This is a genomic window from Gordonibacter sp. An230 (assembly GCF_002159915.1).
Lineage (GTDB): Bacteria > Actinomycetota > Coriobacteriia > Coriobacteriales > Eggerthellaceae > Rubneribacter.
The window spans coordinates 1-24487 of record NZ_NFJP01000016.1; the positions used below are offsets into that span (position 1 = coordinate 1).

General features: G+C 63.4%; 15 protein-coding genes. 11 read left to right on the forward strand and 4 right to left on the reverse strand.

Translation table 11 applies throughout. The features are described 5' to 3' along the window. Nucleotides 1-602 precede the first annotated feature (602 nt). Both B5F40_RS09420 and B5F40_RS09425 read right to left on the reverse strand, forming a co-directional pair. Nucleotides 603-971, reverse strand: a complete 369-nt coding sequence (locus tag B5F40_RS09420; protein ID WP_087194086.1) for a phage holin family protein — start codon at nt 969-971, stop codon at nt 603-605. A 618-nt stretch (nt 972-1589) separates the two neighbouring features. Beyond that, on the reverse strand, nt 1590-2366 hold the full coding sequence (locus B5F40_RS09425) for a dimethylarginine dimethylaminohydrolase family protein (RefSeq protein ID WP_087194087.1): 777 nt from the start codon (nt 2364-2366) through the stop codon (nt 1590-1592). A gap of 392 nt (nt 2367-2758) precedes the next feature. Between B5F40_RS09425 and rlmD the strand changes: the two genes are divergently transcribed. From rlmD to B5F40_RS09475, 10 genes are all read left to right on the forward strand, one after another. Continuing rightward, on the forward strand, nt 2759-4120 hold the full coding sequence (gene rlmD, locus B5F40_RS09430) for a 23S rRNA (uracil(1939)-C(5))-methyltransferase RlmD (RefSeq protein ID WP_239442981.1): 1362 nt from the start codon (nt 2759-2761) through the stop codon (nt 4118-4120). 116 nt (nt 4121-4236) lie between these two features. Continuing rightward, complete coding sequence (locus B5F40_RS09435; RefSeq protein WP_140396470.1) at nt 4237-4425, forward strand: hypothetical protein; 189 nt, start codon at nt 4237-4239, stop codon at nt 4423-4425. Between the two features lie 303 nt (nt 4426-4728). Continuing rightward, nucleotides 4729-5841 carry a tRNA lysidine(34) synthetase TilS gene (gene tilS / locus B5F40_RS09440; protein ID WP_239442982.1) on the forward strand — a complete coding sequence of 371 codons (1113 nt, stop codon included), beginning with the start codon at nt 4729-4731 and terminating at the stop codon, nt 5839-5841. Between the two features lie 137 nt (nt 5842-5978). After that, nucleotides 5979-6809, forward strand: a complete 831-nt coding sequence (locus tag B5F40_RS09445; RefSeq protein ID WP_087194090.1) for a Maf family protein — start codon at nt 5979-5981, stop codon at nt 6807-6809. Nucleotides 6810-7529: 720 nt separating this feature from the next. Then, nucleotides 7530-8072: a hypoxanthine phosphoribosyltransferase gene (gene hpt, locus B5F40_RS09450; RefSeq protein ID WP_087194091.1), complete on the forward strand. Its 543-nt coding sequence runs from the start codon at nt 7530-7532 to the stop codon at nt 8070-8072. Between the two features lie 127 nt (nt 8073-8199). Further along, on the forward strand, nt 8200-10551 hold the full coding sequence (gene ftsH, locus B5F40_RS09455) for an ATP-dependent zinc metalloprotease FtsH (protein WP_087194092.1): 2352 nt from the start codon (nt 8200-8202) through the stop codon (nt 10549-10551). After that, nucleotides 10548-11861, forward strand: coding sequence for a dihydropteroate synthase (gene folP, locus B5F40_RS09460; RefSeq protein ID WP_087194093.1), 1314 nt, complete (start codon nt 10548-10550; stop codon nt 11859-11861). Before ftsH ends, folP begins: the two co-directional genes overlap by 4 nt. Then, nucleotides 11858-12937 carry a biotin--[acetyl-CoA-carboxylase] ligase gene (locus tag B5F40_RS09465; protein WP_239442983.1) on the forward strand — a complete coding sequence of 360 codons (1080 nt, stop codon included), beginning with the start codon at nt 11858-11860 and terminating at the stop codon, nt 12935-12937. The genes folP and B5F40_RS09465 overlap by 4 nt, the downstream gene beginning before the upstream one ends. Nucleotides 12938-13310: 373 nt before the next feature. Next, entirely contained in the window at nt 13311-14711 is a 1401-nt protein-coding gene (locus tag B5F40_RS09470) for an MATE family efflux transporter (protein WP_239442984.1), read from the forward strand. Nucleotides 14712-15066: 355 nt separating this feature from the next. After that, complete coding sequence (locus B5F40_RS09475) at nt 15067-15741, forward strand: biotin transporter BioY (RefSeq protein WP_239442985.1); 675 nt, start codon at nt 15067-15069, stop codon at nt 15739-15741. A gap of 112 nt (nt 15742-15853) precedes the next feature. Here the strand turns inward: B5F40_RS09475 and B5F40_RS09480 are convergent, their stop codons facing one another. Further along, a complete protein-coding gene (locus tag B5F40_RS09480; RefSeq protein WP_087194095.1) occupies nt 15854-16966 on the reverse strand; it encodes a beta-ketoacyl-ACP synthase III in 1113 nt (370 codons plus the stop codon). Between the two features lie 1420 nt (nt 16967-18386). Between B5F40_RS09480 and B5F40_RS09485 the strand changes: the two genes are divergently transcribed. Then, nucleotides 18387-23207, forward strand: coding sequence for an MBG domain-containing protein (locus B5F40_RS09485; RefSeq protein ID WP_087194096.1), 4821 nt, complete (start codon nt 18387-18389; stop codon nt 23205-23207). A 301-nt stretch (nt 23208-23508) separates the two neighbouring features. Here B5F40_RS09485 and B5F40_RS09495 read toward each other — a convergent pair whose 3' ends face one another. Further along, nucleotides 23509-24309, reverse strand: a complete 801-nt coding sequence (locus tag B5F40_RS09495; RefSeq protein WP_087194098.1) for a gamma-glutamyl-gamma-aminobutyrate hydrolase family protein — start codon at nt 24307-24309, stop codon at nt 23509-23511. Nucleotides 24310-24487: the final 178 nt, after the last annotated feature.

Consider the following 24487-nt stretch of genomic DNA (forward strand, 5'->3'; position numbering starts at 1 on the left):
CCTCCCTCCCTCCCTCTTCTGTGCTTGAGCGAGGGCGTGGGGCGACGAGGAGCAGGGGGTCTGAGGGAGTGCGCCTTCGACAACATCGTCGAAGCCGTTGTCGAAGGCGCCGTTTGCAACGATGTCTTTTTCGGCGAATCGCCCTCCCAAATGTTTCACGTGAAACATTTGTTCTTATATCGCACTACATTGCGATAAATGTTTCACGTGAAACATGTGAGGGAGGAGTGATGAGACAGCGCTTCGTCGATCAGCCGGGCGGCCGTTTGTTCCCGCTCAATCGTCGTGGACGGCGCATCCCGGCTCGGCTGCGGTGAGCGGCGCATCCCGACTCGGCTGCGGTGGACGGCGCAAGCTGTTTCGCTCTCGTTTCGGTTTGCGGGAAGGCCACAGGGGATTCGTGTGAGTGTGGGTGCTGTTCTGCCGTTTGCGTCGTCCTCGCTTTGACGGCAGTCTGTGTACGGCTCGTGCGGGCACGGGCCAATCGTGTCGAAGCGGTGTTTCAAATGTCATAAGGGCTGCATGTTCGTCTGGGCGCAGCCCGCCGAGAATGAATGCCTTTGCAAAAAAAGAAGATGCGTGCGACGCGTCTAGGAGCGTTGTCAGTCTTTGCCCACGATGGCGTTCATGATGCCCGAAACGATGCTGATGACGATGGATGCTATGAAGGCGCTGCCGAATGTGGCGATGACGATGCCCACTTGGAAGATGCCGTTTGCCAGCCATGCGGCCACGTACAGCATAAAGGTATTCACCACCAGGTAAAAAATGCCGAGTGTGATCACGGTGATGGGCAGGCTGAGCACCTGCATGACGGGCTTCACGCTGATGTTGATGAGCGATAGGATGAGCCCGAAGACGGCGATGGCCGCCCACGCCTCCGTGCCGCCGATGATCTCGATGCCGGGCACTAGCCACACGGCCACGCCCACGGCGATGGCGGTTACGAGCCAGCGAATGATGAAGTTCATGGGCGAGCCTTTCGTGTGATTCTTGCCAAAGCCACTATACCGTGTGGCGTGTTGCGAGGCGCAAAAGTCATGAATCCGTTACCGCTTCGAGCGCCGAATAGGAGTGTGCAAAGGTGCGGGAAGGGGGCGGAAAGGCGCGGGTGGGAGGAAGGGAGCGAGGAATGGCGCGGCCTGGTGCTGTGAGGGCGAAAGGCGTGAGCTGGTGCATTGAGGGAGCGAATGCTTGCGAGCGTCGAGTCGTCGGTGCGGCGCGAATGGAGTGGGCTGGGTACATGGAAGGGGTCGGAAAACGTGGACAGGCGCGACGGAGATCGCTGAAAGGCATGAGAGAGCGTGGAAGAGCGCTGGCAGTGCGGCGAAGAACGTGAAAAGGGATGGGAATGCGCGGTGAGAATAGAACACGGAAAGCAGTCCGCAATCCGATCTTCCCGCCTATCCTTCGAAAAGGGCTTTTGTTTGAGAGGCACGGTCCGAAGGATCGCTGGCTTGCGGCGAGAGATGCGCGTTGCGAACGATTCCGGGCTTTAGGCGAACTCCGGGCAAGTGATATTCCCGCGCGCGATGAAGAGGGCGGAAAGTTGGCGGCGGGCGAATCCTCCGCCAACTTTCCGTCGCTCGTTAGAAGCGCAAGGAGAGGCAGCTCAAGCCGCCGTCGAGTTTGCGGTACTCGGACGTGTCCACGGTGATGGTCTTGTAGCCGGCGTCCTGCACGGCCGCGAGAACGGTGGGGTAGCCTTCGGGCACGATGACGGTGCCGTTCACCCAGATGCAGTTGGCGGCGTAGGCCTCGTCCTCGGGGATCTCGATGCGGTGGTACTGCTCGAAGTCGGGCTTGGTCACGAACTCGCCGGACACCAGCATGTTGCCGTTCTCCAGGTAGTTCACGCCGGTCTTCAGATGCAGCACGTGCTCGAGCGGCACCTCGGAGCCCTCGAGGCCCCAGCCTTCCAGGATCTCGAAGAACTGGCGGATGCCCTCCTCGTTCGTGCGGGCCGAGCGGCCCACGTAGAAATGGTCGCCCACCATCATCACGTCGCCGCCGTCCAGCGTGCCGGGCGAAACGATGTGCGCCACGTGCTCGTCGTCGAAGAACTGGCGCACGGCGGGTTCGATCTCGTCCTTCTCGCCGTTGCGGCTGGCCGCGCCGGGGTTGGTGATGATGGCGCCGCAGCGCGTGATGACGGCCGGGTCCTCCACGAAGCAGGAGTCGGGGAACTCTTCGAGCGCAGGCAGCACCGTCACCTCCACGCCGCACTCCTTGAGGGCCGCGATGTAGTCGTCGTGCTGCTTGCACGCCAGCTCGTAGTCGGGTTTTCCCAATTCGGGAGCCGAGGTGATGCCATCCACCATGGACTTGGCAGGACGGCGGACGATGACATTGGTGAACTTGGTCATGATGGAATCCTTCTTTCCTCGACGCAGGAACATGCTCGGTGCGTATACTATAGTTCAGTTTTGGTCCGAACGGTGAGCAGGATTTCATGGCGAATCGAAAACAGCGGAACGGGAAAGGGCGTCGCCCGGCGGCGAGCTATGCGCGTGCAAGGGCTGCAGCAGGGCGCGCGGATCGCCCGGTGCTTCCTCGGATGAATGCGATGGACGAGGCGCGTGCGGAGGGGAGGGGCTGCGAGGCTGAGGAAGAGGCTGCGGGGCGTGCGGGGGTCGCTTTGCGGAGCGCATCATGCGGAGCGGACGATGCGCGCCGATGTCCCGTCGAGAGGGAATGCGGAGCGTGCCAGCATGTGGGGCGGCCTTATGCCGAGCAACTGACGGAGAAGGACGCGCGCGTGGCCGCGCTGTTCGACGATGTGGCTGCGGAGGGAGCGATGAGGCCCATTCTCGGCATGGAGGAGCCCTATCATTACCGTAACAAAGTGGTTTCGCCGTATGCCCCCGGGCGTCGATTGTCCGATGGCGCAGAGCGCGGTCGGGGAGGTGCGCGCGATATGCGGAGCGCTTCTGGTCGCGGGCGCGCGGGCGTGAAGGGGCATGATCGGCGCCGTGGGCGCGCCGAAGCGCCGCGACGCGAGGTGCTGTGCGGCATGTACGCCTCCGGATCCCATCGCATCGTGCCCACCGACGGCTGCTTGATCGAGAACGAGGAGGCCAAGCGCATTATTCGCGCCATTCGTGACCTCATGGGCCGCTTCGGCCTTACGCCCTACGACGAGGATGCGCATGCGGGCTTTCTGCGGCATGCCGTGGTGCGTGTGGGGCATGAGAGCGGAGAGGTGCTGGTCACGCTCGTGACGAATGGGAGGGAGTTTCCCGCGTCCCGTGCGTTCTGTCGCGAACTCGTGCGTCGCTGTCCTGCCGTCACCACCATCGTGCAGAACGTTAACGAGCGTCGGACGAACGTCATCCTCGGGCAGCGAGAGCAGCGCCTCTACGGACCCGGTTTCATTCTGGACACGCTGTGCGGTCTGAGTTTTCGCATCTCGTCGCAATCGTTTTACCAGGTGAATGCGGTTCAGACCGAAGTTCTGTACGAAACGGCCGTGTTCCTTGCGGGGCTTACGGGCGTGGAGCGCGTCATCGACGCCTACTGTGGCACGGGGACCATTGGCCTGGTCGCTGCCAAACGCGGTGCGGCGCAGGTGACGGGTGTGGACACGGTGGCGTCGGCCATTCGCGATGCGCGCGAGAACGCTCGGCACAACGGTGTGGAGAACGCGCGCTTCGTGGTGGGGGACGCAGGTGACTTCATGCGCGGGCTGTCTCGTGTGGGCGAGCGTGCCGACGTGCTGCTCATGGATCCGCCGCGTGCCGGAGCGAGCGAGGCGTTTCTGGAGGCGGCAGCCGAGCTTGCGCCCGCGCGCATCGTCTACATCTCCTGCAATCCCGAAACCCAAGTGCGCGACCTGAGGTTCTTGAAAGGTAGAGGCTATGCTGTGCGCGTCGTGCAGCCTGTCGACATGTTCCCGCACACCGATCATATAGAGACGGTGGCGCTGCTGACCCGGGATGGATCTGCGGAAGGCTCGTCGCGCGGAGACGTCGGCGCGGATGTCGCGTCGTCAGAGCTTGGTCCGGGCGATGCGGCGAAGAGGCCGGCATGCGGGCAGGATCAGGCGCGTTCCGTCGGTGTTGACGTCTCGAAGGCGTCCTCGCCGCATGCGGGTAACGAGAGCGGAGGGGGTAGAGGATGAGATGGGGCACGGAGCCTGTGCGTGAAGATCCGAGTCGGTATCAGAGCATGGCAATGCATCAGCCGTTCGAGGTCGGCCCGTATCGGATTCGCTGTCCGCGTTGCGGAAGCGCGGTCGTGAATGTTCAGGTGGTGAGCGAGGTGGAGAGGCGCGGATGCCTGTCTAGCTGCCTGATGGTCCTTCTTGCGCTTACGATCATCGGCATTCCGCTGATGATCCTCTGGATCGTTCTGCGGGGCGAAAAGACCCGAACGCGCAACTGCGCCGTGTGCCAGTCGTGCGGTTGTTCATGGGATGTGCCTTGATGGGGCTGTCGCTGTGGTGTTCGGCCCCCTTGGAAAGCGCATGGTATTCGGTGTCGATGTCCGAGAGGCTCTGGCAGGGGCGGTGCGACTTCGTCCGAGGAAGGAGAATCGGCAAGACGCTAAGGGCCGGGATGGCTCGAATTGGGATATCGCCCGGCGCGCAGGGGCGTTGGACATCCTGTTTGCACGAGAGGTCAATGCCGGCAACGAGGGGCGAGCTTCCGCACATGGCGCTTCGCTGCTGGTTTCATCCGTTCCGTTGTCTGCTCTTGTGCGTCCGCTTCCGATGAGAGGAGGTACTCCGTGTCTGAAATCGTTTCGATCGCCGATCGCGCAGTGGCGACGCTTGTCGGGCGCGATCTTGCGAGTGCGGAAACGCCAGCGCTGCTCATGGTGTCGGGCGGCTCGGACTCCACGGCGCTTGCGTACGTGGCGTGCGAGCTGCGCGAGCGCGGCGTGCTCGGCAAGTTGGCCATCCTGCATGTGAACCATTTGCTGCGAGGCGAGGATTCCGACGAAGACGCGCGCTTTGTCGCGCGCTTGTCCGATTTGCTCGACATTCCTCTGTTTCTGCGCTGTGTCAACGTTGCGGCCGAAGTTGAGCGCACGGGCGAGAACTTGGAGGCCGTCGCGCGGCACGAACGCTACCTCGCTGCCCAGGAAGCGCTCGAGAGCCTGTGCCTGGATGCTGCGGCGCCGCTTGCGGACGGGCGCATCCTGACGGCGCATACGGCCGATGATCGCGTTGAGAGCTTCTACATGCGCTCCATCGTGGGCACGGGTCCGGGAGGATTCCGCGCCATGCGCTATCGAAACGGGTCCGTAGTGCGACCGCTGCTTGACGTGAGCCGCGAAGAGCTGCGGGCTTATCTGGCTGAACGCGAGCGCGTGGGGCTGCCAATGGTGCGCGACGGGGCGGGGGCGCTCTGGCGCGAGGATGCGACGAACGCCCATACCGACCGTTTTCGCGCTTATGTGCGTCACGAGATCGTGCCGCGCGCTAAAAAACGCAATCCGCAGCTGCTTGAGGTGCTCGTGCGCACCATGAACCTCGTCGCTGACGAGGACGATCTGCTCGACGGCATGGCGGCCGAGGTGGAGCTTCGCTGCGTGTCGGCGCTCGATCCGGAGGATCCCTCTGCAGGATGCGTGCTCGCTCCCGATCTGGGTGCGGAGCCGCTGCCCCTTGCTCGGCGCGTGACGGTGCGCGTGCTGCAGCGGCTCCTCGGGGCCGACGCGCGGGTGGAGGCGGCGTCGGTCGAGGCCGTGCTGGCCGCCTTTGATCGCTCCGATGGAGGTCGTCCCATCGGCGGCTACGTGGCGAACGTGCAAGGCGATCTGGCGGTGAGCGCTAACAAGCGGGGCGTGCGCCTCGAGCCTATGGCCGCCTACCGCGCCCGCCGCAAGCGCGGGTAGGGGCCGAGGCGCGGAGGGGCGGGCGGCTTCGACGACCGGTTTCCCGCAGTGCCGACGAGCGGCGTCTCGCGCGACATTTTCGGCGGGGGACAGGCGGCAACTGCGCTACAATAGCGCGTATGGAAAACGAACGGAACATGCTGTCGGACGCCGGCGCCGATCCCAGCGACCCTGCTTTCGTCGCAAGCGGTCCTGCGTCCGTTTCCAACGCAGCGTCCGGGAACGTCGTTTCCGATGCCGCCTCGCTCGGAGCGCCTGTTGACGGCGTTTCCGGTGTCGCGTCTGCCGGTGCCGCTCCCGAACCCCCTGCCTCCGCCGCGCCCGCTGCGACCGGCGATGCCGCTCCTTCCCTCGACGTTGTCCTTGCGAGCGCCTCTCCACGTCGCAGGCAACTGCTTGCGGACGCCGGCGTCAAGTTCACGGTGCGCGTGTCGGATGTAGATGAGACGCTCGACGCCGACCTGCTGGCCGATCCTCGCGAGGCCGTCAAGAAGCTGGCCGAACGCAAAGCGGGCGCGGTCGTGCAGGAGGTGCTTGCTGAGGACTACATCGGCGTGGCGGCCGTTCTCGGTGCCGACACGATGGTGGTCCTCGACGGCGAGATATTCGGCAAACCCGCCAGCCTCTCGCACGCTAAGCATATGTTGCGCCGTCTGTCGGGTCGTGCTCACGAGGTGCTCACCGCCGTATCGGTGTGGATGGTGGCGGCGCCCGAGCCGGAGCAGGTGTCGCTCGGTTTCCGCACGTTCGTCGATGTTGCGCGGGTGACATTTCGGGAACTTTCAGACGAAGAGATTGCGGACTACCTGCGCAAGGGTGAGTCGTTCGACAAGGCGGGCGCCTACGCCGTCCAAGGGGCCGGGGCCGATCTCGTGTCACGGGTCGAGGGCGATCTCGACACCGTCATTGGGCTGCCGGTGGGCAGGCTCCTGCGCGAGTTCCCCGACCTCGCGTGTTCGTCGCGCTGACGGGTGGTGCCCGCCGATTGCGGGCTCTCCGGCTTTTCGACGCCCCGCTTCGCGTTCGTTGCGCTTCTCCCGCTTTCGCGGATGTCTCGTCCTCGATGCGGTGCTTTCGGCGCGGTTTCCCTTTTTCTTCGGACCAGGGCGTTGTCGCGGCAAGGCGGGACGGGCATCCTTGCGCTTGCTTCTCGAACCGGTTTCTCTCCGTTTCGACTCGTGCGCTGCGCTTTCGGGCCTTTCCGGCTTGTTGCGCCAGCTCTGCGCCCCGTCTCTTCCCTGCTTTCGTTCTTTTGCCCGCGTTCCGCCCTACCTCGCCTCCTTTGTTCACGGCCCGTTTCGAGGCTGGCGCGCCCGCTTCCGAGGCCCCTGCCCTGTCTTTCGCCTTTCGGGTCCGGCGCACCGGCTCGTCTCGTCCTGCTCCTCTCGTTAGCTCGCGGTTCCAGGGATGCCGTGCTTTCTCGCGTTCATGTCCCACCGTTCGTCAACTGCTGCCTGCTCTCTGCCATTACGTCGGGCGGCCTCTCGGTTTTCGCCTTATCGTCCCAGTTCCCAGGTCGAAATGTAAAAATCGTGGCATGTGGCGCGGCGTTACCGTATCGTCTCCTTTTCCCGAAGTGGCAATGGTACACTTACCAAATTCAAGGTAGGTGCAATGCCCTGCGCTCCGGTCGACTTCGGGTTGGTATGGAGCCGGAGCAGTGAGGAAGCGACAAAGAGGCTGCGATCGTGCACGACGACATTGCGGAGATATTGTTCACCGAAGAGGACATCGCTCGGCGCGTGAACGAGATCGGCGCTGCGATAACGAGGGACTATGCGGACTATGCCGAAGAGGGAATCGTCCTCGTTTCGGTACTGCGCGGCGCGGCTATCTTCATGGCGGACCTTGCGCGGAAGATCGACCTTCCGGTGGAGATGGACTACATGGCCATCTCGTCGTACGGCAATGGGGCGAAAAGCTCCGGGGTTGTGCGCATACTGAAGGATCTTACCTCCCAGATAGAGGGCCGCCATGTCATCGTTGCCGAGGACATCCTCGATTCAGGCCTCACCTTGACGTACTTGCTGAAGAACCTGGCTTCGCGTCGTCCGGCCTCCCTTAAAGTGGCCACGCTCCTGCGCAAGCGGACGCGCGCCCAGGCGAAGATCGATTGCGCATACGTTGGCTTCGAGTGCCCTGACGAGTTCATCGTGGGCTACGGATTGGACTTTGCGGAGCGTTACCGCAATCTGCCCTATATCGGCGTCTTGAGGCCGGAAATGTACTAGCACGGCGGCCCGATGCGGGCGCGCGGACCGGACGGTGCTCGAGGGCGGGGCGCGATGTCTGGCGAAGGGCGCGACGTGGCGGTTCGCCGACACCGCAAACCCCTGCGGAAGAGGAAGTAAGGCTTTTATGGCACAGCAAAACAAACAGTCTCAATTTCAGCAGCCGAACCCTCGGACGACCATCATTTCGGTCATCCTCTTCATGATCGTTGCCTTTTTTGTGGGGCAGCAGTTCATGAGCATGTCGTCGACGGGCGCAACGCCGACCGACCGCCTGATCACGTCCGAGTTCGTGCAGGCTGTCGAGCAGAATCGGGTGACGAAGGTGGTGTACAGCGCCGGGGACTACACGGTGTCCGGCTCGTACTATCCGGCCATCACAGCGGGTTCTGCCGCCTCGGATGCGTTCAACGGAGCGTTCGAGTCGCTCAATGCGCGCATGGCCACCGTCAAGAATCCCGATACGGGCAAGGCGCTTGCCGGCGTGAGCACGACTACCGTGGACGCGCAGACGCTCAGCGAGCCGCGAAACTACACGTCCACGTACTACGGCGACTCCATCAGCAACCTCATGGCTGCGCATCCAAACGTTCCTTACGAGGTGCAGCTGCCCAGTCCCTTCTTAAGCATACTCAGCACCCTCCTGCCCATCGCCTTGATCGCGCTCGTGTTGTTCTTCTTCTTCTCGCAGATGCAGAAGGCGAACAACTCGCAGATGAGTTTCGGCAAGGCGAAGGCCAAGAAGAACATCGAAGAGCGCCCGGATGTGAAGTTCTCCGACGTGGCGGGCGTGGACGAGGCTGTCGAGGAGATGCAGGAGATCAAGGACTTCCTCGCGAACCCGGCGAAGTACCAGTCCATGGGCGCGAAGATCCCTCGCGGCTGCTTGCTCGTGGGCCCTCCCGGCACCGGCAAGACGCTTTTGGCGAAAGCCGTGGCTGGCGAGGCGGGCGTGCCGTTCTTCAGCATTTCGGGTTCCGACTTCGTGGAGATGTTCGTGGGCGTGGGCGCGAGCCGCGTGCGCGACCTGTTCCAGCAGGCCAAGGAGGCCTCGCCTTCCATCATCTTCATCGACGAGATCGACGCGGTGGGCCGTCAGCGCGGCACAGGGCTCGGCGGCGGCCATGACGAGCGCGAGCAGACGCTCAACCAGCTGCTCGTTGAGATGGACGGTTTCGAGGCGAGCGACTCGGTGGTGCTCATCGCGGCAACGAACCGTGCCGACGTGCTCGATCCGGCGCTGCTGCGTCCCGGCCGCTTCGACCGCCAGATCGTGGTTGACGCACCGGACGTGAAGGGTCGCGAGAAGATCCTCCAGGTGCATTCCAAGGACAAGCCGCTCGGAAGCGACGTTGACCTGGCGAAGGTGGCCAAGCTCACGCCGGGCTTCACAGGCGCCGATCTGGCCAACCTCATGAACGAGAGCGCGCTGCTCACGGCGCGTCGCGGCAAGAAGATCATCACGCAGCAGGAGGTGTCGGAGTCGATGGAGCGCGTCATCGCCGGCCCGGAGCGCAAGGGCCGCGTGATGGACGAGCAGACGAAGAACACCATCGCCTACCACGAGAGCGGCCACGCCCTGGTGGGGCATCTGCTGCCGCATGCCGACCCCGTGCACAAGATCAGCATCATCTCGCGCGGCCGCGCGCTCGGCTACACGCTGTCCATCCCCAAGGAGGACAAGGTCTTGAACTCGCTCGGCGAGATGCGCGACGAGCTGGCCGTGTTCATGGGCGGCCGCGTGGCCGAGGAGATCTTCTGCGACGACATCACCACGGGCGCCAGCAACGACCTCGAGCGCGCCACGAAGATGGCCCGCGCCATCGTCACGCAGTACGGCATGAGCGCCGAGCTGGGCACGCAGGTGTTCGGCCAGCCGAACCACGAGGTGTTCCTGGGCCGCGACTACGGCAACACGCAGGACTACTCGGAGGAGACGGCCAAGCGCATCGACGACGAGGTGGCCCGCATCATGAAGGACGCGCACGACCGCGCCTACGAGATCCTCGTGAGCCATCGCGAGCAGATGGACCTCATGGCCAGCGTGCTCCTGGAGCGTGAGACGGTGGAGGGCGAGGCGTGCCAGGCGTTGCTCGACAACGAATGGGACGAGTACCTCAAGCACGAGGATGAGATCATCGCAGCCAAGGAGGCTGAGGAGGCCGCCGCCCGTGCTCGCGACGAGAAGATGGCCGATCCCAATTGGCGGGAGGAGCCGGTGGGGCCGGGCGATCAGGATCCGAATCCGCCGTATCGGGCTGCAGCTGGCGGCTCGTCGGGCGAGGCGGACGCCTCCGGTCGCGTTGAGCCGACCAAGGCCGACGAGGTGCCCGCAGGTCGACCGGCAGCTCCCGTCGAAGCTCCCGCTCCGAAGGCGCCGGTCGCGGAAGATGCGCCGACGACCGGAGGCGCAACGGGCGCTTCCGGTGCGGATGCGGTCGCGGGCCACGAAGCGGAGGGCGGCATGACCGAGCGATGATCTGGCGCTGCTCAACTTACGAATTCGATACGAGGATGCCCATCGTGATGGGCATCCTCAACGTTACCCCTGATTCCTTTTCCGATGGAGGCCAACACGAAGGACTCGATGCCGCGCTCGCGCACGCCGAGAACATGGCGGAGGAGGGCGCCCGCATCATCGACGTGGGCGGCGAGTCCATGCGGCCCGGAGCTGTGCCGGTGAGCGAAGGGGAGGAGCTTGCCCGCGTGCTGCCCGTGGTGAGCGAATTGGCGACTCGCGGCATATGCGTGAGCATCGACACTCGGCATGCCGGGGTGGCGCGCGCATGCCTTGAGGCGGGCGCGTCTATCGTGAACGACGTGTCGGGTTTTCGCGATCCCGCCATGGTGCAGGTCGTGCGCGAATCGGGCGTCGACTGCGGTCTTGTGGCCATGCACATGCAGGGCGAGCCTGCCACGATGCAGGACGCGCCTTCTTACGGTGACGTGGTCGCCGAGGTGCGCGACTGGCTGGCCGACCGCGCGGCCGCGCTTGAGGCGGCGGGCATCGCGCGTGAGCGCATCTGCCTCGATCCCGGCCCTGGTTTCGGTAAGACCGCTCAACAGACGCTCGAGGTGGTGCGTAACTTTCAGGAGTTCGCACGGCTGGGCTATCCGGTGATGGCGGCACTCTCGCGCAAAAGCTACCTGGGATTCGCCTATGGCATCGAGCGTCCGGCCGAACGCGACGAGGTGTCGGCGGCTGAAGCGCTCATGGCGTGCGAACTGGGGGCCAGCGTGGTGCGCACGCACAATGTGGCCGCCACGGTGGCAGCCCTCGAAGGCATGCGCCCGTACGCGTTTTTGGGGCTGGGCTGCAACGTGCCGCTCGTAGCCGAGCCGGGGGAGGAGCGCGAGGGCAAGATCGCCATGCTCAACCAGGCTGTCACCGAGCTGTGCGCGCTGCCAGACTCCCAGATCGTCGACATCTCGAGTTTTTACGAGAGCGAGCCTGCGTACTATCTCGATCAGGACATGTTCGTGAATGCCGTGGTGCTGCTGCGCACCGGCATACCGCCAAGGGAACTTTTGGGCTATTTGCACGCCATCGAGAACAGTCTTGGACGCGTGCGCGAGGTAGCCAACGGACCGCGCACGTGCGACCTCGACATTCTTGACTACCAGCTTTACGTTGCGGATTCCGATGACCTTGCATTGCCGCACCCGCGTTTGTTGGAGCGTGATTTCGTGGTGAGGCCGTTGCTGGAGCTGCGTCCTCGCCACGTGCTGGCGAACGGCGTGCCGGTAACCGACGCATCTGTGAGCGTGGGGAAGAGCGTGCGGTTGTGAGCGGAGCCGGTGGAGGCTCTGCCTCCTACGTTCGAGGGGCGCAGGGCGGCGCTTGGTCGCCGACGTGTTGCGCTCGCGATGCTGAAGGGGATGATGCCGCTTCGTTTGCCCTCTCGATCCGCAGCATTCTGCTCGATGAGGTCTCCTCCACCAACGACGAGGTCAAGCGTGCCCTTGGCGCGGGCGAGGCCGAAGGGCTTGTAGTGCGCGCGCTTCGCCAAACCGGTGGTTATGGTCGGCAGGGACGTGCATGGGCGAGCCCCGAGGGCGGTCTGTACTGCTCGTTGCTGCTACGCCCTCGGGTGGCGCCTTCCGTTCTGCCTACGTTGAGCCTCGTCGTCGGCATGGCCGTTCGGAACGCCGTGGCCGCGCTGACCGATGCGCCGGCCGCGGAGGCTGTTCGTATCAAGTGGCCGAACGACGTGGTGGTGGATCGCGGCGTCCTGTGCGGCGCGTATGCGCGCGTCTCTGGTTTCGACTTCGCAGCGCAAAATCGCGATTATGAACGATTTTCCGGTTCGAATCCCTCTGCTTTTCTGCAAAAGCCCAGTTCGCCTTTCTCGGCGTCGTTGAAAAATCGTTCACAACCGCATTTTTGTGCATGTGATGACGCAGACGATGCCTCGCCCGATGCGCCCGCCCCCTTTCAGAAGCTGTGCGGCATCTCATGCGAGGCGCACGGCGGCGGCGTGTGCGTGGGTGTCGGCGTAAACGTGGTGCCGCCCGCCGAGCGGCCCGACGTGGGCGGCAAGAACGAGGCCGCCTACGTGGCAGAGTTCGCAAAAGGGGCTGTGACCGTCGATCACGTTTTCGACGCCTTTCTGGTCGCGTTCTCTGCGCTCTACGCTCGATGGCAGCGCGACGGATTCGCTCCCTTTGTCGAGGAATACAATGCTCGGTCTCACCTGATCGGCTCCGATGTGACTATCGAGGATCGCAGCGGCACTCTACTCGCCTCCGGCACGGTCGCTCGCGTCGACGCCTGCGGCCGCTTGGTTCTGCGTTCGCCAGGCGGTGCCGAGTTTTCCGTGTCCTCTGGAGAAGCTCACGTGCGCTGGGCGAGTCCTTCTCGGTAGGGTGCTCGATAGGCTCTCCCTATTGCTCCCCTTCGCAAACGTGATGTGGTTCGAGCGCGGCTGGTCTTCGCGCGATGCCCTGACACTCCATGCGGCGGCGTGCCGCATCGTTCGCCCAGATTCTTTCCATATGTGGTGAATATGCTAAAAATGGGTGGTATCGGGGGAATTGGGGGTTACAATATATCGTTCCGCAAAAAGGCATAAGAGGAAAGGCAGCGGCGAAGGTATGGCAGCAACGACTACGAATCATACACATGAACTGGGAGAACGTAAGAATTGCGCTTCGGTGCCGACAGAAGCAGCCTCTCGTGCGCAGGCTCCTGCCGGGGGAGGTTCGCAGCATCCTGGGCGCGATGACAAGGTGGGCCGGATGGGCACGGCGTCTATTCCGCGCCTCATCGTGGAGTTCGCCATACCGTCCATTCTCGGCATGCTGGTGAACGGTGCGTACAACGTTATCGACTCCGTGTTCCTCGGTCAGGCCATGGGCGAGATCGGCCTGGCCACTGCCACGGTGGCGATGCCCATCATGACGGTGTTCATGGCCATCGCCATGCTCGTTGGCAACGGCGGCAACGCGTTGGCCGCGTTGCGCATGGGCGAGGGCAATCGCGAGGAGGCCGAGCGCAGCCTGGGCAACACCGTGTGCCTGGCTATCGTGTTCGCGGTGATCGTAGCCGTGGTTGCGCACATTCCCGCATGTATCGACATGCTGCTGAGCGTTTCGGGGGCAACGCCTGAAGACTGGGAGTATGCGCAAGCGTTCATCCAGATCATCTCTTTGGGCTTCGTGTTTCAGTGCATCGGCATGGGCGTGAACAACTTTATCCGAACGTCCGGTGCGCCGAACCGCGCGCTCGGCACCATGGTGATAGGCGCCGTGTCGTGCACCGTGTTCAACTTCCTGTTCGTGATGGTTCTGGGGTGGGGCGTGCAAGGCAGCGCGTTGGCGACGGTGTGCGGTCAAGCCCTTTCGTGCGCTACGGTTCTGTGGTACTTCACCGTTACGAAAAACGTGCCCATGAAGCTGCACGCGCGCTTTTTGCGCTTGCATGCGCGCACGGTGAGGCTCATCCTCTCGCTCGGCCTTGCCAGCTTCGCCGTGCAGGCGGGCATGGCCGTGGTGAACTTCGTGTTGAACAACCTGCTGAACATGTACGGTGCGGAAAGCGCGTTGGGCGCCGAGGGAGCGCTTGCGTCCATCGGTGTGGTGCAGCGCGTGGCTATGTTCACCGTGCTGCCGCTCATCGGCGTGTCGATCGCCATCCAGCCGCTGCTTGGTTTCAATTACGGCGCGCATTTGTTCGGGCGCGTGAAGAAGACGCTGTGGTGCGGCAGCCTGGGAGCGACCGGCATCGCGGTGGTGCTGTGGTCGCTCGTGCACCTGTTTCCCAACCAGATTGTCGGGTTCTTCGGCATCACGAGCGATTCATTGCGCGATTTCACGGTGTTCGCGCTCAAGGTGCAGCTGTTCATGCTGCCGCTCGTGGGCTTCCAGATAGTGGGCTCGAACTATTTCCAGGCTACAGGACAGCCGTTGAAGTCCGTCTTCCTGTCGCTGACGCGCCAGATACTGTTCCTCATTCCGTTGCTGTTGGTGCTGCCGATGCTGCTTCCCGGCTGGTTTCCTCAGTTCACCAGCCTTGATGCGCTGTATTTTGCCACGCCGGCAGCCGACTTCCTGGCCATTTTCACCACGGCAGTGTTCGTGGTGGTGGAGGTGGGGCGCTTGCGCAAACTCGAGCAAGGAGAGTTGAAGGCGCGGTTCTAGCGCAGCCGCCGTCCTCGGTCGGGGTTGGGATGTCCCAGGCTTTCTGCGAGGCCGCCGGGCGCGGTCGCGGAGCCTTACGGCGCGGGTCGCGGCTTGGGGAGCGGGGCGGTGGTGCGAGCCTTCGTCGCCGGAGAGTGCCGTGTGGGGTTGTGTCGCGCGTAGGACGCGCTGCGCGGTCGCTCGCTTTCGGTGCGCGGATGCGAGTGGGAGCGAAGGCTTCGGCGGCTCTTCCCGAAGGCGTTCCCCGCGCTCATCGCATACATTGTCACCCTATGAGAAGTCCGCGGGTTACGTGAATCCACGGACTTCTCTATACTGCGAGGCTGTTTGACGGCCATTGTGGAAAGGGGTGCGCATGGGCGAGGGGCCGATGAAGGCAACTGGCGCCGAAGCGGCGGCGGGCGCGAGCGAGGTGGGTGCGCAGGCGTCTGCTGCAGGCGCGAACGCGGCGGCTCGGGAGATGCGTGGGAGGGCAAGACGGACGGGCTCGGCATCGCGGACTCGCTCGATTGCGTTCGTAGGCTTGACGATTGCGATCATGGGCGTTTCGGCGTGGGTATCCGTGCCGCTGGGGCCGGTTCTGCTCACCTTGCAGATGTTCGCGATCTCGTTTGCCATCCTCGTGCTCTCTCCGCGCGAATGCATGGTCGCGATAACGGGATACGTGCTGCTGGGCACGCTGGGGCTGCCGTTGTTCTCGGGCATGCGCGGGGGGATAGGGATGCTTCTCGGCCCGACAGGGGGCTATTTGTGGGGCTATCTTCTTGGAGTGGGTGCGGCGCTTGCGCTGCGTGCTGCGCTCGCGCGCATGGCGGGAACGCGAGCGTTTGCCGTTGATCTGTGCGCGTGCCTCGTGTTTATCGCGGTGTCGTACCTGTGCGGGTGCGTGCAATACGCGGCAGTGGTGGGCGTCGATCTAGCTGCCGCATTCGCTGTGACCATTGCGCCTTTTGCGATTCCCGATGTCATGAAGGCAGTGGCGGCGGTTGTGTGCGCACGTGCTGTCAAACGCGCGCTTCCAAGACGGTAAAACGCGCTTGCTATTGGCGATGCGCGAGGGCAATGCTGCGATCAGCGTGGGCTCGGATTGACGGTTCTTCGGTTCGCCAATCTGAGCCCGACGTATGAAAGATGCAGGCTCGTTAGGCCTCGTACACCACGGCACCGGAGGTGAAGCCGCCGCCGAACGCGACGAGCACGACCTTGTCGCCGCGACGGATGCGACCGCTTGCGTAAGCATCGGCAAGAGCCATGGGAACGCTTGCGGCCGATGAATTGCCGGCGTTCGCGATGGAGAGTTGGAAGAGGTCGAGGGGGCATTCGAGCTTCTTCGCAGCGTATTTGATGATGCGCTCGTTGGCCTGATGGGGAACGATGCAGGCCACGTCGTCGAGAGTGAGGTTCGCGCGTTGAAGCGCGGTGCGGATGGCTACGGTCATGGCCTCCGAGGCGAACTTGAACACTTTGGGGCCGTTCATGCGCAGCACTTGGCGCGGCCTGCCTTCGGCGACGGCTTCGTCGATGGCAAGCTCCTCGTCGATGCGCGCGAGGCCCGGATCTCCTGCGGCCGCCGCGTCGAGAGAGACGCCGTGCGCGTCGAAGGGCTGTGAAGCGTCGTAGGCGTTTGCACAGGTAAGGGCGTTGGATTCGTCGTCTTCGTTGACGATGAAGCTGCTCAGAATGCCGCGGCGTTCTTCGCTCCATTCTAGCACGGCCGCACCCGCGCCGTCTCCGAACAGCACGCAGGTGTTGCGATCGGACCAATCGGTGAGGCGGGTGAGGCGTTCGGCTCCCACCACGAGGGCGTGGCGCACGGGGCTGCGCCCGGCGGCGCCAACGACGGAAGGTGCCGCAGCGGCCATCATCGACTCGGCCATTGCGAGGCCGTAGACGAAACCCGAACATGCTGCGTTCAAGTCGAAGGCGATGGCGTTTGAAAGGCCAAGGCGGCGGCGTAGAATGCCGGCTTCGGAAGGCGATACGACGTCGGGTGTGATGGTGGCGCAGATGACGAGGTCGATCTCGTCGGGGTCGATGCGTCGCTCGGCGTGGCCTCCGTCGATCCAGCCCAAGGCTTGGCGGGCTGCGGTCTCGGCTAGGTCGGAGTTCGTCTCGGCGACGGCGATACGGCGGGATTTGATGCCTGTGCGCGTGCTGATCCATTCGTCATTCGTATCGACGAGTGCTTTGAGCTCGTCGTTTTTGACCTCCAGCGCAGGGAGACATTTCCCGCATCCGATGATCGTGCTGCCCATATTGCTCCGTCCTGCAAATGATTAGATAGTCAAACTAATTTGATTATAGCACCGCCCGTCCTGCGAGAGAGGGCGTGGCTGCGACTTCCACAAAGTGGGGCGCTCGGCATCGGGCGCGGTGGACGAAGGGTCGGCTACGGAGGCGCCCTGCGCTGGTGTGTGAAGCGCTCGGTCGCCGCCGAGACGGCGGAGCACGTGGCCGCCGAGGCGCCCTGTGCTGGCGTGTGAAGCGCTCGGCATCGGGCGCGCAGGGCGAAAGCTCGGCCACCTCGCGTGTCGCCGCCTCCTCGGTTCGCTCGGTATTGGATGCGCGTGGGGCGAGGGGCGGGCGACTGCCAGGCAGACGACAGCACGTCGCCGCTCAGCATCGTGCGTGCGTGGGGCGAAGGAGGGCTCTGCATGCGGCGGTACGGGGTGCGGATGCGAGGCGCACAGGGCGGCGAAGTGCCGCGCGCTCGGCATCGGACGCGTTGGGCGAAAAAAGCCCTCGCCCAACGCGCGTAAACGCAAGGCTCTCTTTCCGTTGAAATAAGGGCGTGCTGTTTCGTCTCGTCAAAGAGAAGGTGCGCCGCACGAGCGTCGCCGAAATGTTTCACGTGAAACATTCGTTCGTGATCCGATGAAGAGGCGTTTCTCGCTGAGAGGTTTCATCCGTGTCGAGGAGCGCAGCGCATCGTGGTCATTTTCGATACATGATCGGGTTTTTTTGATAGGGCTCTCCCGACGCCTCAACGGGGAGGGGGTCTTGTGGATGCCCCTGCAGGAAAAAGACGATTGCCCGCCGGCACGTCCGGCGCATCCATGGAGGAGCCCGTCTTGCCGGCACCCCTACAGCGTCATTCGCGAGGGCTTGCTCGCGCGGTTATTTTCCGAAACCCTGCGCAGCTCGGCCTCGCGGTCGTCTTTGGTTGCGAGGGCGTGGGAAGGGTGTTTGCGGAAGGCGTTCGCTAAACAACGAGTGTCTTGTAGGCGGACGCAGCGAGATGCTGGCCTTTGGAGGCTGCGGGTAGCGCATGCAAAGGGCATCGGAGGATGAGCGAGAGGCATGTGGCCGGCTGATGGGCGGACGTGTTGGGCGAGAACGTTTCGCTTCCCCTTGCGATTTGCTTCATGCGAGGCATGTGCCTCTCGTCCGAAAAAAGGGGGTGCCTTCGACCTTGCCGGCGGCGCTTCTTCTTTAGGGAGAGTGCGGATGCGGTCGAACGCTCTGCCTCGTGCGTGCGGCAAAGCTTCCCCTTTCATGCCCCGTTCTCCTGTTGCGTGGTGGTCAGGGCCTTGTTTTCGTTGGCGATGACGTGGAGAAATCGCACGTTCGCAAAAGTTGGACTTGAATTTTTGGCTGGGGGGGGGGTATTGTTAGTAGATGAGTGCTTATTTTGTTTTGCGAGAGAGTGGGATTACAGGAGATGGGAGAGTTTAAATGAAGCACGTTCCTGCGCGCATTCCCGCGATAGCGGTTGCCACGACGGTGGCTTTGACTGCTGTCCCTGCCATCGGAGCGGGGGTGGAAAACGCGTGGGCGGAGGTCGCTGCTTCCTCTCCTGCGGCGCAGGCTGCTCGTGCGGCGAACTCCGTTACGGTGGGCGACTTCGTGCTGACGGGCGCCGACGCGCAACCGGTTGAGGGCGTTGATTACAGATTCGAGAGCAACACTCTTTACATCGGGCATGTGGGCTCGACAACGGATGAGTTCAAGAAGTTCACCGTCTCCATGAAGCAGGGTGTCTCCAGCACAACCACGTGCTCTCTTGTTGCGAAGGGCAACGTAGAGCTTACATTGAGCGATGTGAGCATCGACCAGAGCGGGGCCCAGCTGCCCGGTCTGAAAGTGCAGGATGGCACGGGCAAGGTCACGCTGGTGGGCTCGAACTTCCTCAAGGGCGGCGTGTGGAATGGCCGTGGCCAAGCGGGTTTGCAGGTTGAGCCGACGGGAGTCCTTGAGATCGATGGAGGCGGCTCGCTTGAGGCGACGGGTGGTTTCACGTCCGGTACGGATGGCAAGGGCGGTGCAGGCATCGGCGGAAGCTCAGACGCCGAGGGCAAGAACATCACCATCAATGGCGGCACTATCGTGGCGAACGGCAAGAATGGTGGCGCGGGCATTGGCGGTGGCTCGAACGCTAGCGGCAAGAACATCACCATCAACGGCGGCACCGTCACGGCGCAGTCTACCGGCAACGGTGGCGGCCCGAGCTATTCGAACGGCGTTGGAGCTGGCATTGGCGCGGGCAAGGAAAGAGATGGTAGTCCGTCCTTCCCTACAGGAGAAAACATCACCATCACTGGCGGCACCGTCAACGCCATCGGAGGGCATACTGGTGCCGGCATCGGAGGCGCCGGGGCGTTTTCTAGTGCGCGCAACATCACCATCACCGGCGGCACCATCAAGGCATCGGCCACAGGCAAGGCGGCTGCTATCGGCGGCGGCGGGCAGGGGGGTGGAAACAACATCACCATCACCGGTGGCGATTTAGATGTGAGCGTGAAGGACATCGGCGGTGGGTCGGCGATCGGCGGCGGGCACCCTGGTAAAGGCAGTGCATCTGAAAGCGTCGAGATCACGGGAGGCCGCTTCAAATTTAACAGCGTCGGCAAGATAGCCCCGGCAAATGGCCTGAAAGGCGGCAAGTTCGCCTGCAAAGACGAAAATAATTTTAGTTGCATAGGATATAGGCAGGTGTACAGGAGCAATGTCGCCGATGGTTATGGCGTGGCTGCCAACGTTGAAGCCGATAAGGAAGAATACGGGTTCATCATCAAGCCGCGCGGTACGGTCACGTGCCCTCAATTCGAACATGGCGACTCCATGCAGTTGACCTATGGCGACCAGCTTTTAAGCTTGATCGAAGGGGCCGAGGCCATTCAACCCGACCAGTCGAGTCCCATGGTAGAGCTGTGGTATCGCGATCCCGGCAAGCAAAGCTCGTATTGGGGTGAAAATTGGAAGAAGGTCGAAGAGAACACCGTCCTTGATGTGGCTTCCGGCGGGGTGTACGAGTTCCGCGCTCTGGTCGAGCAGCAGAATAATGATGACAATACGGAGAGCGTGTACGCGCCCACATGGATTGATTGCAAGGTTACATTCAAGCCAAAAACGTTGACTGCCGACATGTTCAGCGACATCGAGAGCGTCATATACGATGCCGAGGGGCAAGAGCCTGTGGTTTCCCCTTCGGAGGACGAGCCTTTTCTGACCACCGACGACTTCACGGTCGAATATAGAAACAACGTGAATGCTGGCACGGCCACCGCCGTTATCAGCGGCAAGCGCAACTACGCCACGCCCACCACGGGTTCGGGCGAAGATGGCGATCCGGTCGTGTCCGTCCCGGTGGAAGTTCCCTTCACCATCGCCAAGGCTCCGCTCACGCTTGCAGCCAACGACGTCTCGGTCGCTTTTGGCGACGAGCCTGCATACACGTACTCGGGAATGGGCTTCAAAGGCTCCGACAATGAGAGCGTGCTGAAGGAAGTGCAGATCGGCGCCGTCGATTACCGGCCGGGCGAAACCGCTGCCGGCCAAGAGCTCCCCATCACGGTATCGGCCAAGGCTGACAACTACGACATCACCCCGCAACAGGGCATGCTGACCGTTGTTGAGGGTAGGGCGGAGTTCGAGTCCATCGGCACCTACAACGATAGCGGTGCGGAGTCGACTGAGTTTACGTTCGGCGATGTCATCACGGTGAAGGCGAAACTCGCGCTGGCGAACGACGGGCAGGCCGACGAGGGGCAGCAGGCGAGCGCCGCTCTTGCGGTCGAAGAGGCCACTCCTGGCACGATGACACTGTATTACAACTCCACGCCGATCTCCGATCCCGTGCAGATGGCTGACGACGGCACATGCGAGCTGGAATACGACACCTCGAAGCGCATTGTTCCGGTTGGAGAGGAAGATCGGATCACCGTCCACTACGCGTCGAACGGCAGCGTTGCCGACGTGGAGAGCGAGACGAATTCGTTCAGGCTTTCTGCGCGCACGCTGGATGCTGGCATGTTCTCTATTGCCGACGTGACTTACAACGGTGCTGGGCAGACGCCTGCCGTGGCCAAGGCTGAAAACGCTGATCCTTTGCTCGATATCGCAAAAGACTGCATCATTGAGGCTGATGGCTACCAGAACAACCTCCATGCGGCCGACAAGGGCGCTGAGGTTCACCCCTTCGTTACGGTGAAGTCCCAAGAGGGCGGCTTTTACACGGGCGAGGTGGAAGTCCCCTTCACCATCAATCCCGCTGAGGCAACGGTGATGCTGGAAGATGCGACGATTGCCGTGGGCGCCGACCTACCCATGTTGCAATACGATGTCGAGGGGCTGTTCAACGGGGATAAGCTGGCCAAAGGCACCACCAGCCCCATAACGGTTACGTGCGCCTACGACAAGGAGACGTCCGGCGTGGGCGCCATCCCCATTGTCGCGAGAGTGGAGCACCCCGATGAGGTGAACCCCGACTACACGGTGAAGGAGCCCATCGAGGACGGCACGCTGACCGTGGTGCAGTCGCAATCGGCCATCGAGGCGAAGGCTTACGATGAAGACGGGAGCCCGCGTAGCGAGTTCACTTATGGTGACACCATTGTCATCAAGGCGACGGCGAACGCCACGGGCGAGGTTGCTGCGGGCGAAGAGCCGTCCCTGCCGGGTGCGCGGGCTGCCGACGACGATGGCGAGTCGCTTACGATGACCATCTGCAATGCAGAGGGCGAGGCGCTGTGCTCCTCTACTGAGGTGCGTCGCGGCGTCGAGAGTACGTTCTCCTTCGACACCCAAGATGTGAAGCAGATGCTATCCCCGGGCAAGAACACGCTGAAGGTGGTGCTGGCGGGCGATGACGACATGGCGGAGGCCGAGCAGAGCCTCGTCATCACGGTGAATCCCCAGGTCGTGAGCGATGTGGCGCTTACAGGCGATGCTTCGAAAGTGTATGACGGTACGACTGATGTGCTGGATGGGGGCACGTTGGCGCTCTCGTTCGGGGGCGCGCTGCAAGGTGACGAGGTCTCCCTCGGCGGCACGTTCTCGTTCTCCGACAAGAATGCGGGAACCAAAACTGTCAATGTCGCCGATCTGGCGTTTTCCGGTGCCGACGCACAATGGTACCAGCTGCCCGACGGCATGACTGCCGTTTCGGGCGAAGTGCAAGGTGGGATAGCCAAGCGTCCTGTCACGGTGACGGCCGACGATGCCGAGGTGGCGGCGGGCGGCGATCTGCCCGAACTTGGCTACACCATTCAAGGAGCGATGGGTGACGAGGGGCTACTCGAAGGGGAGTCTTTGGGCGAGTCCATCGTATGCGCGGTGGAAGACGCGTACAGCAAAGACACCGCCAAAGCGGGACAGACGTTCGAGATCGCTCCGAGCGGCGCGGCCAACAGCAACTACAGCATCAAGTATATGACCGGCACGCTTACCGTCGTGCTGCCTGACGGGCCGATCACGCTTCCCGGCGATGACGGTCAGCTCGGCACGGAAGACGATGTGGAGGTGATCGTGCCCGATGATTCCCAGGCGGCATCTGACGGAGGCATCGATCTGCCCGGCGGAGGCGAGGTGACGCTTCCTGGAGGGGATGGACAGATTGGTGGTGGCGACGACGCAAAGGTGACGCTTCCCGGGGGCTCGCATATCGGTCCCGACGGCTCGGTTTCGGTGCCCGAAAGCGGGCAGATCTCGCTACCTGGCGAGAACGGTCAGCTGGGCGACGTCGACGATGTGACGGTGATTCCCGGCGAGGGCGGTGCGACCGTCGGCCCCGACGGCTCGGTGACCCTGCCCGGCGGCGGCACGGTGGACGGCCCGCACAGCGGCGGGGCTCTCGTGTCCGGAGGCACGGTGGTGCATCCCGACGGTTCGGCTGACATCCCGGCCGGCGGGCGGATCGACTTGCCGGGCCAGGACGGCCAGCTTGGCGGAAACGACGATGTGGCGGTGCTGCTGCCCGAAGGGGAGGCCTCCCGACTGAACCCTGACGGCTCGGTGACGCTTTCCGGCGGTGGCACTGTGGTGCGCCCCGACGGCACCTTCGAGGTTCCGGCTGGCTCCAAAGTGCTGCCCGACGGCACCATCATCTACCCTGGGCAAGGCGAGGCCATCCCGCTACCTTCCGACGATGACGGTTCGACGGCTTTGGCACCCACTGGGGATGCGGCCGGTGCCGTGGCCGGAGCCGCAGCCCTCGGTGCGGCAGGCGGCTTGGCGGTCATGTTCGCATCCCTGCGGCGCAAATTCTCGCGCAAGTAGCCGCTTCGCTCCTGTGCCTGCGGTTTTGGCGCGTCCGTCCGTTCGATGGGCGGACGCGCTAGGAAAAGTGCCCCGCCCCTTTTCGAGGGGCGGGGCACTTGTCGTTGCAGGCAGAGGTCGTCACCGGACGCACGCGGAGAGCGGCGGTGGGGTTCTGCGCTCCGCGCGTTGCGAGTCCGCGCACGATTCGGAAGAGCGTGGTGTTCTTTGCCGCCTTTGCCGTTTCTGCCGTCGATTGCGCGTTTCTCACCCTTCTCGCTGCGGCGCCTTTCCGGCGGCGTTTTCGTGGCGCGTGGGCGCGCTATCGCGCGGCGTCGATCAGGGCGCGGAACAGCGGCACGTGATCGGCGAGATACTCAGGGTGCCATTGCACGCCGAGGAAGAAGCGACGGGTCGGATCCTCGAGCGCTTCCACGAGCCCGTCGTCACTTACCGCTGACGCGAGCAATCCGGGCGCTATCGCAGCCACCGCTTGGTGATGCATCGAGTTCGCGAGCAGCGAGCGATCATCGGCCGTTTCGCGTCCTGTTTCGAGATCAGCTGGCCATCCGACCTTGCAGCCTGGAGTTGCCCCGTCGCCTGTTCCACCGCACAGCACGCGTTCGAGCAGGGTGCCGGACGCGACGTCGATGCGCTGGTGCGCCATATCGTAGGGCGGCCTCTGCCGATGGTCGATCGCGGTGATCCCGCAGGCGCGAACGTCTTGATAGAGCGTGCCGCCCAGCGCGACGTTCATCACCTGCATGCCTCGGCAAATGCCCAGTACGGGCAGGTCGTGCTCGTGCGCCGTGCGAACGAGCTCCAGCTCGAGTGCGTCGCGGTTTGCCGACACCTGGACGGTTTCGGGAAGGCGCGCCGCGTCGCCGTAGCGCCGAGGATCCACGTCGCCGCCGCCCGAAAGCACGAGCGCGTCCACCCGCTCGATCATCTCGCGCGCTGCGGCTTCGTTCGCCTCGTCGCCGCCGTCGATCGGGGGAAGCAGCACCGGCGTGCCTCCGGCTGCGGCTACGCAGCGCACGTACTCCACCGTGACGCGCTCCACGGTCACGCGTTCGTCCTTCTGCTCCTCCACCGAATGCGTGGTAGTGATCCCGATGATCATGCGACCCGCCTCCGACCTCTGTCCGTCTCCGATCCTCTCGGGTGCAGCATACGGAAAAACGTCTGCGTTTGCAGCGTGCGCAGGGAATCAACAGAAGCGTGCTCGATTGGGGTTGGTGCGGATACGGGGCGGGCGGTGGGCGAGGGCGCTGCGAAGGCGTCGGGCGCTTTCGGCCGAA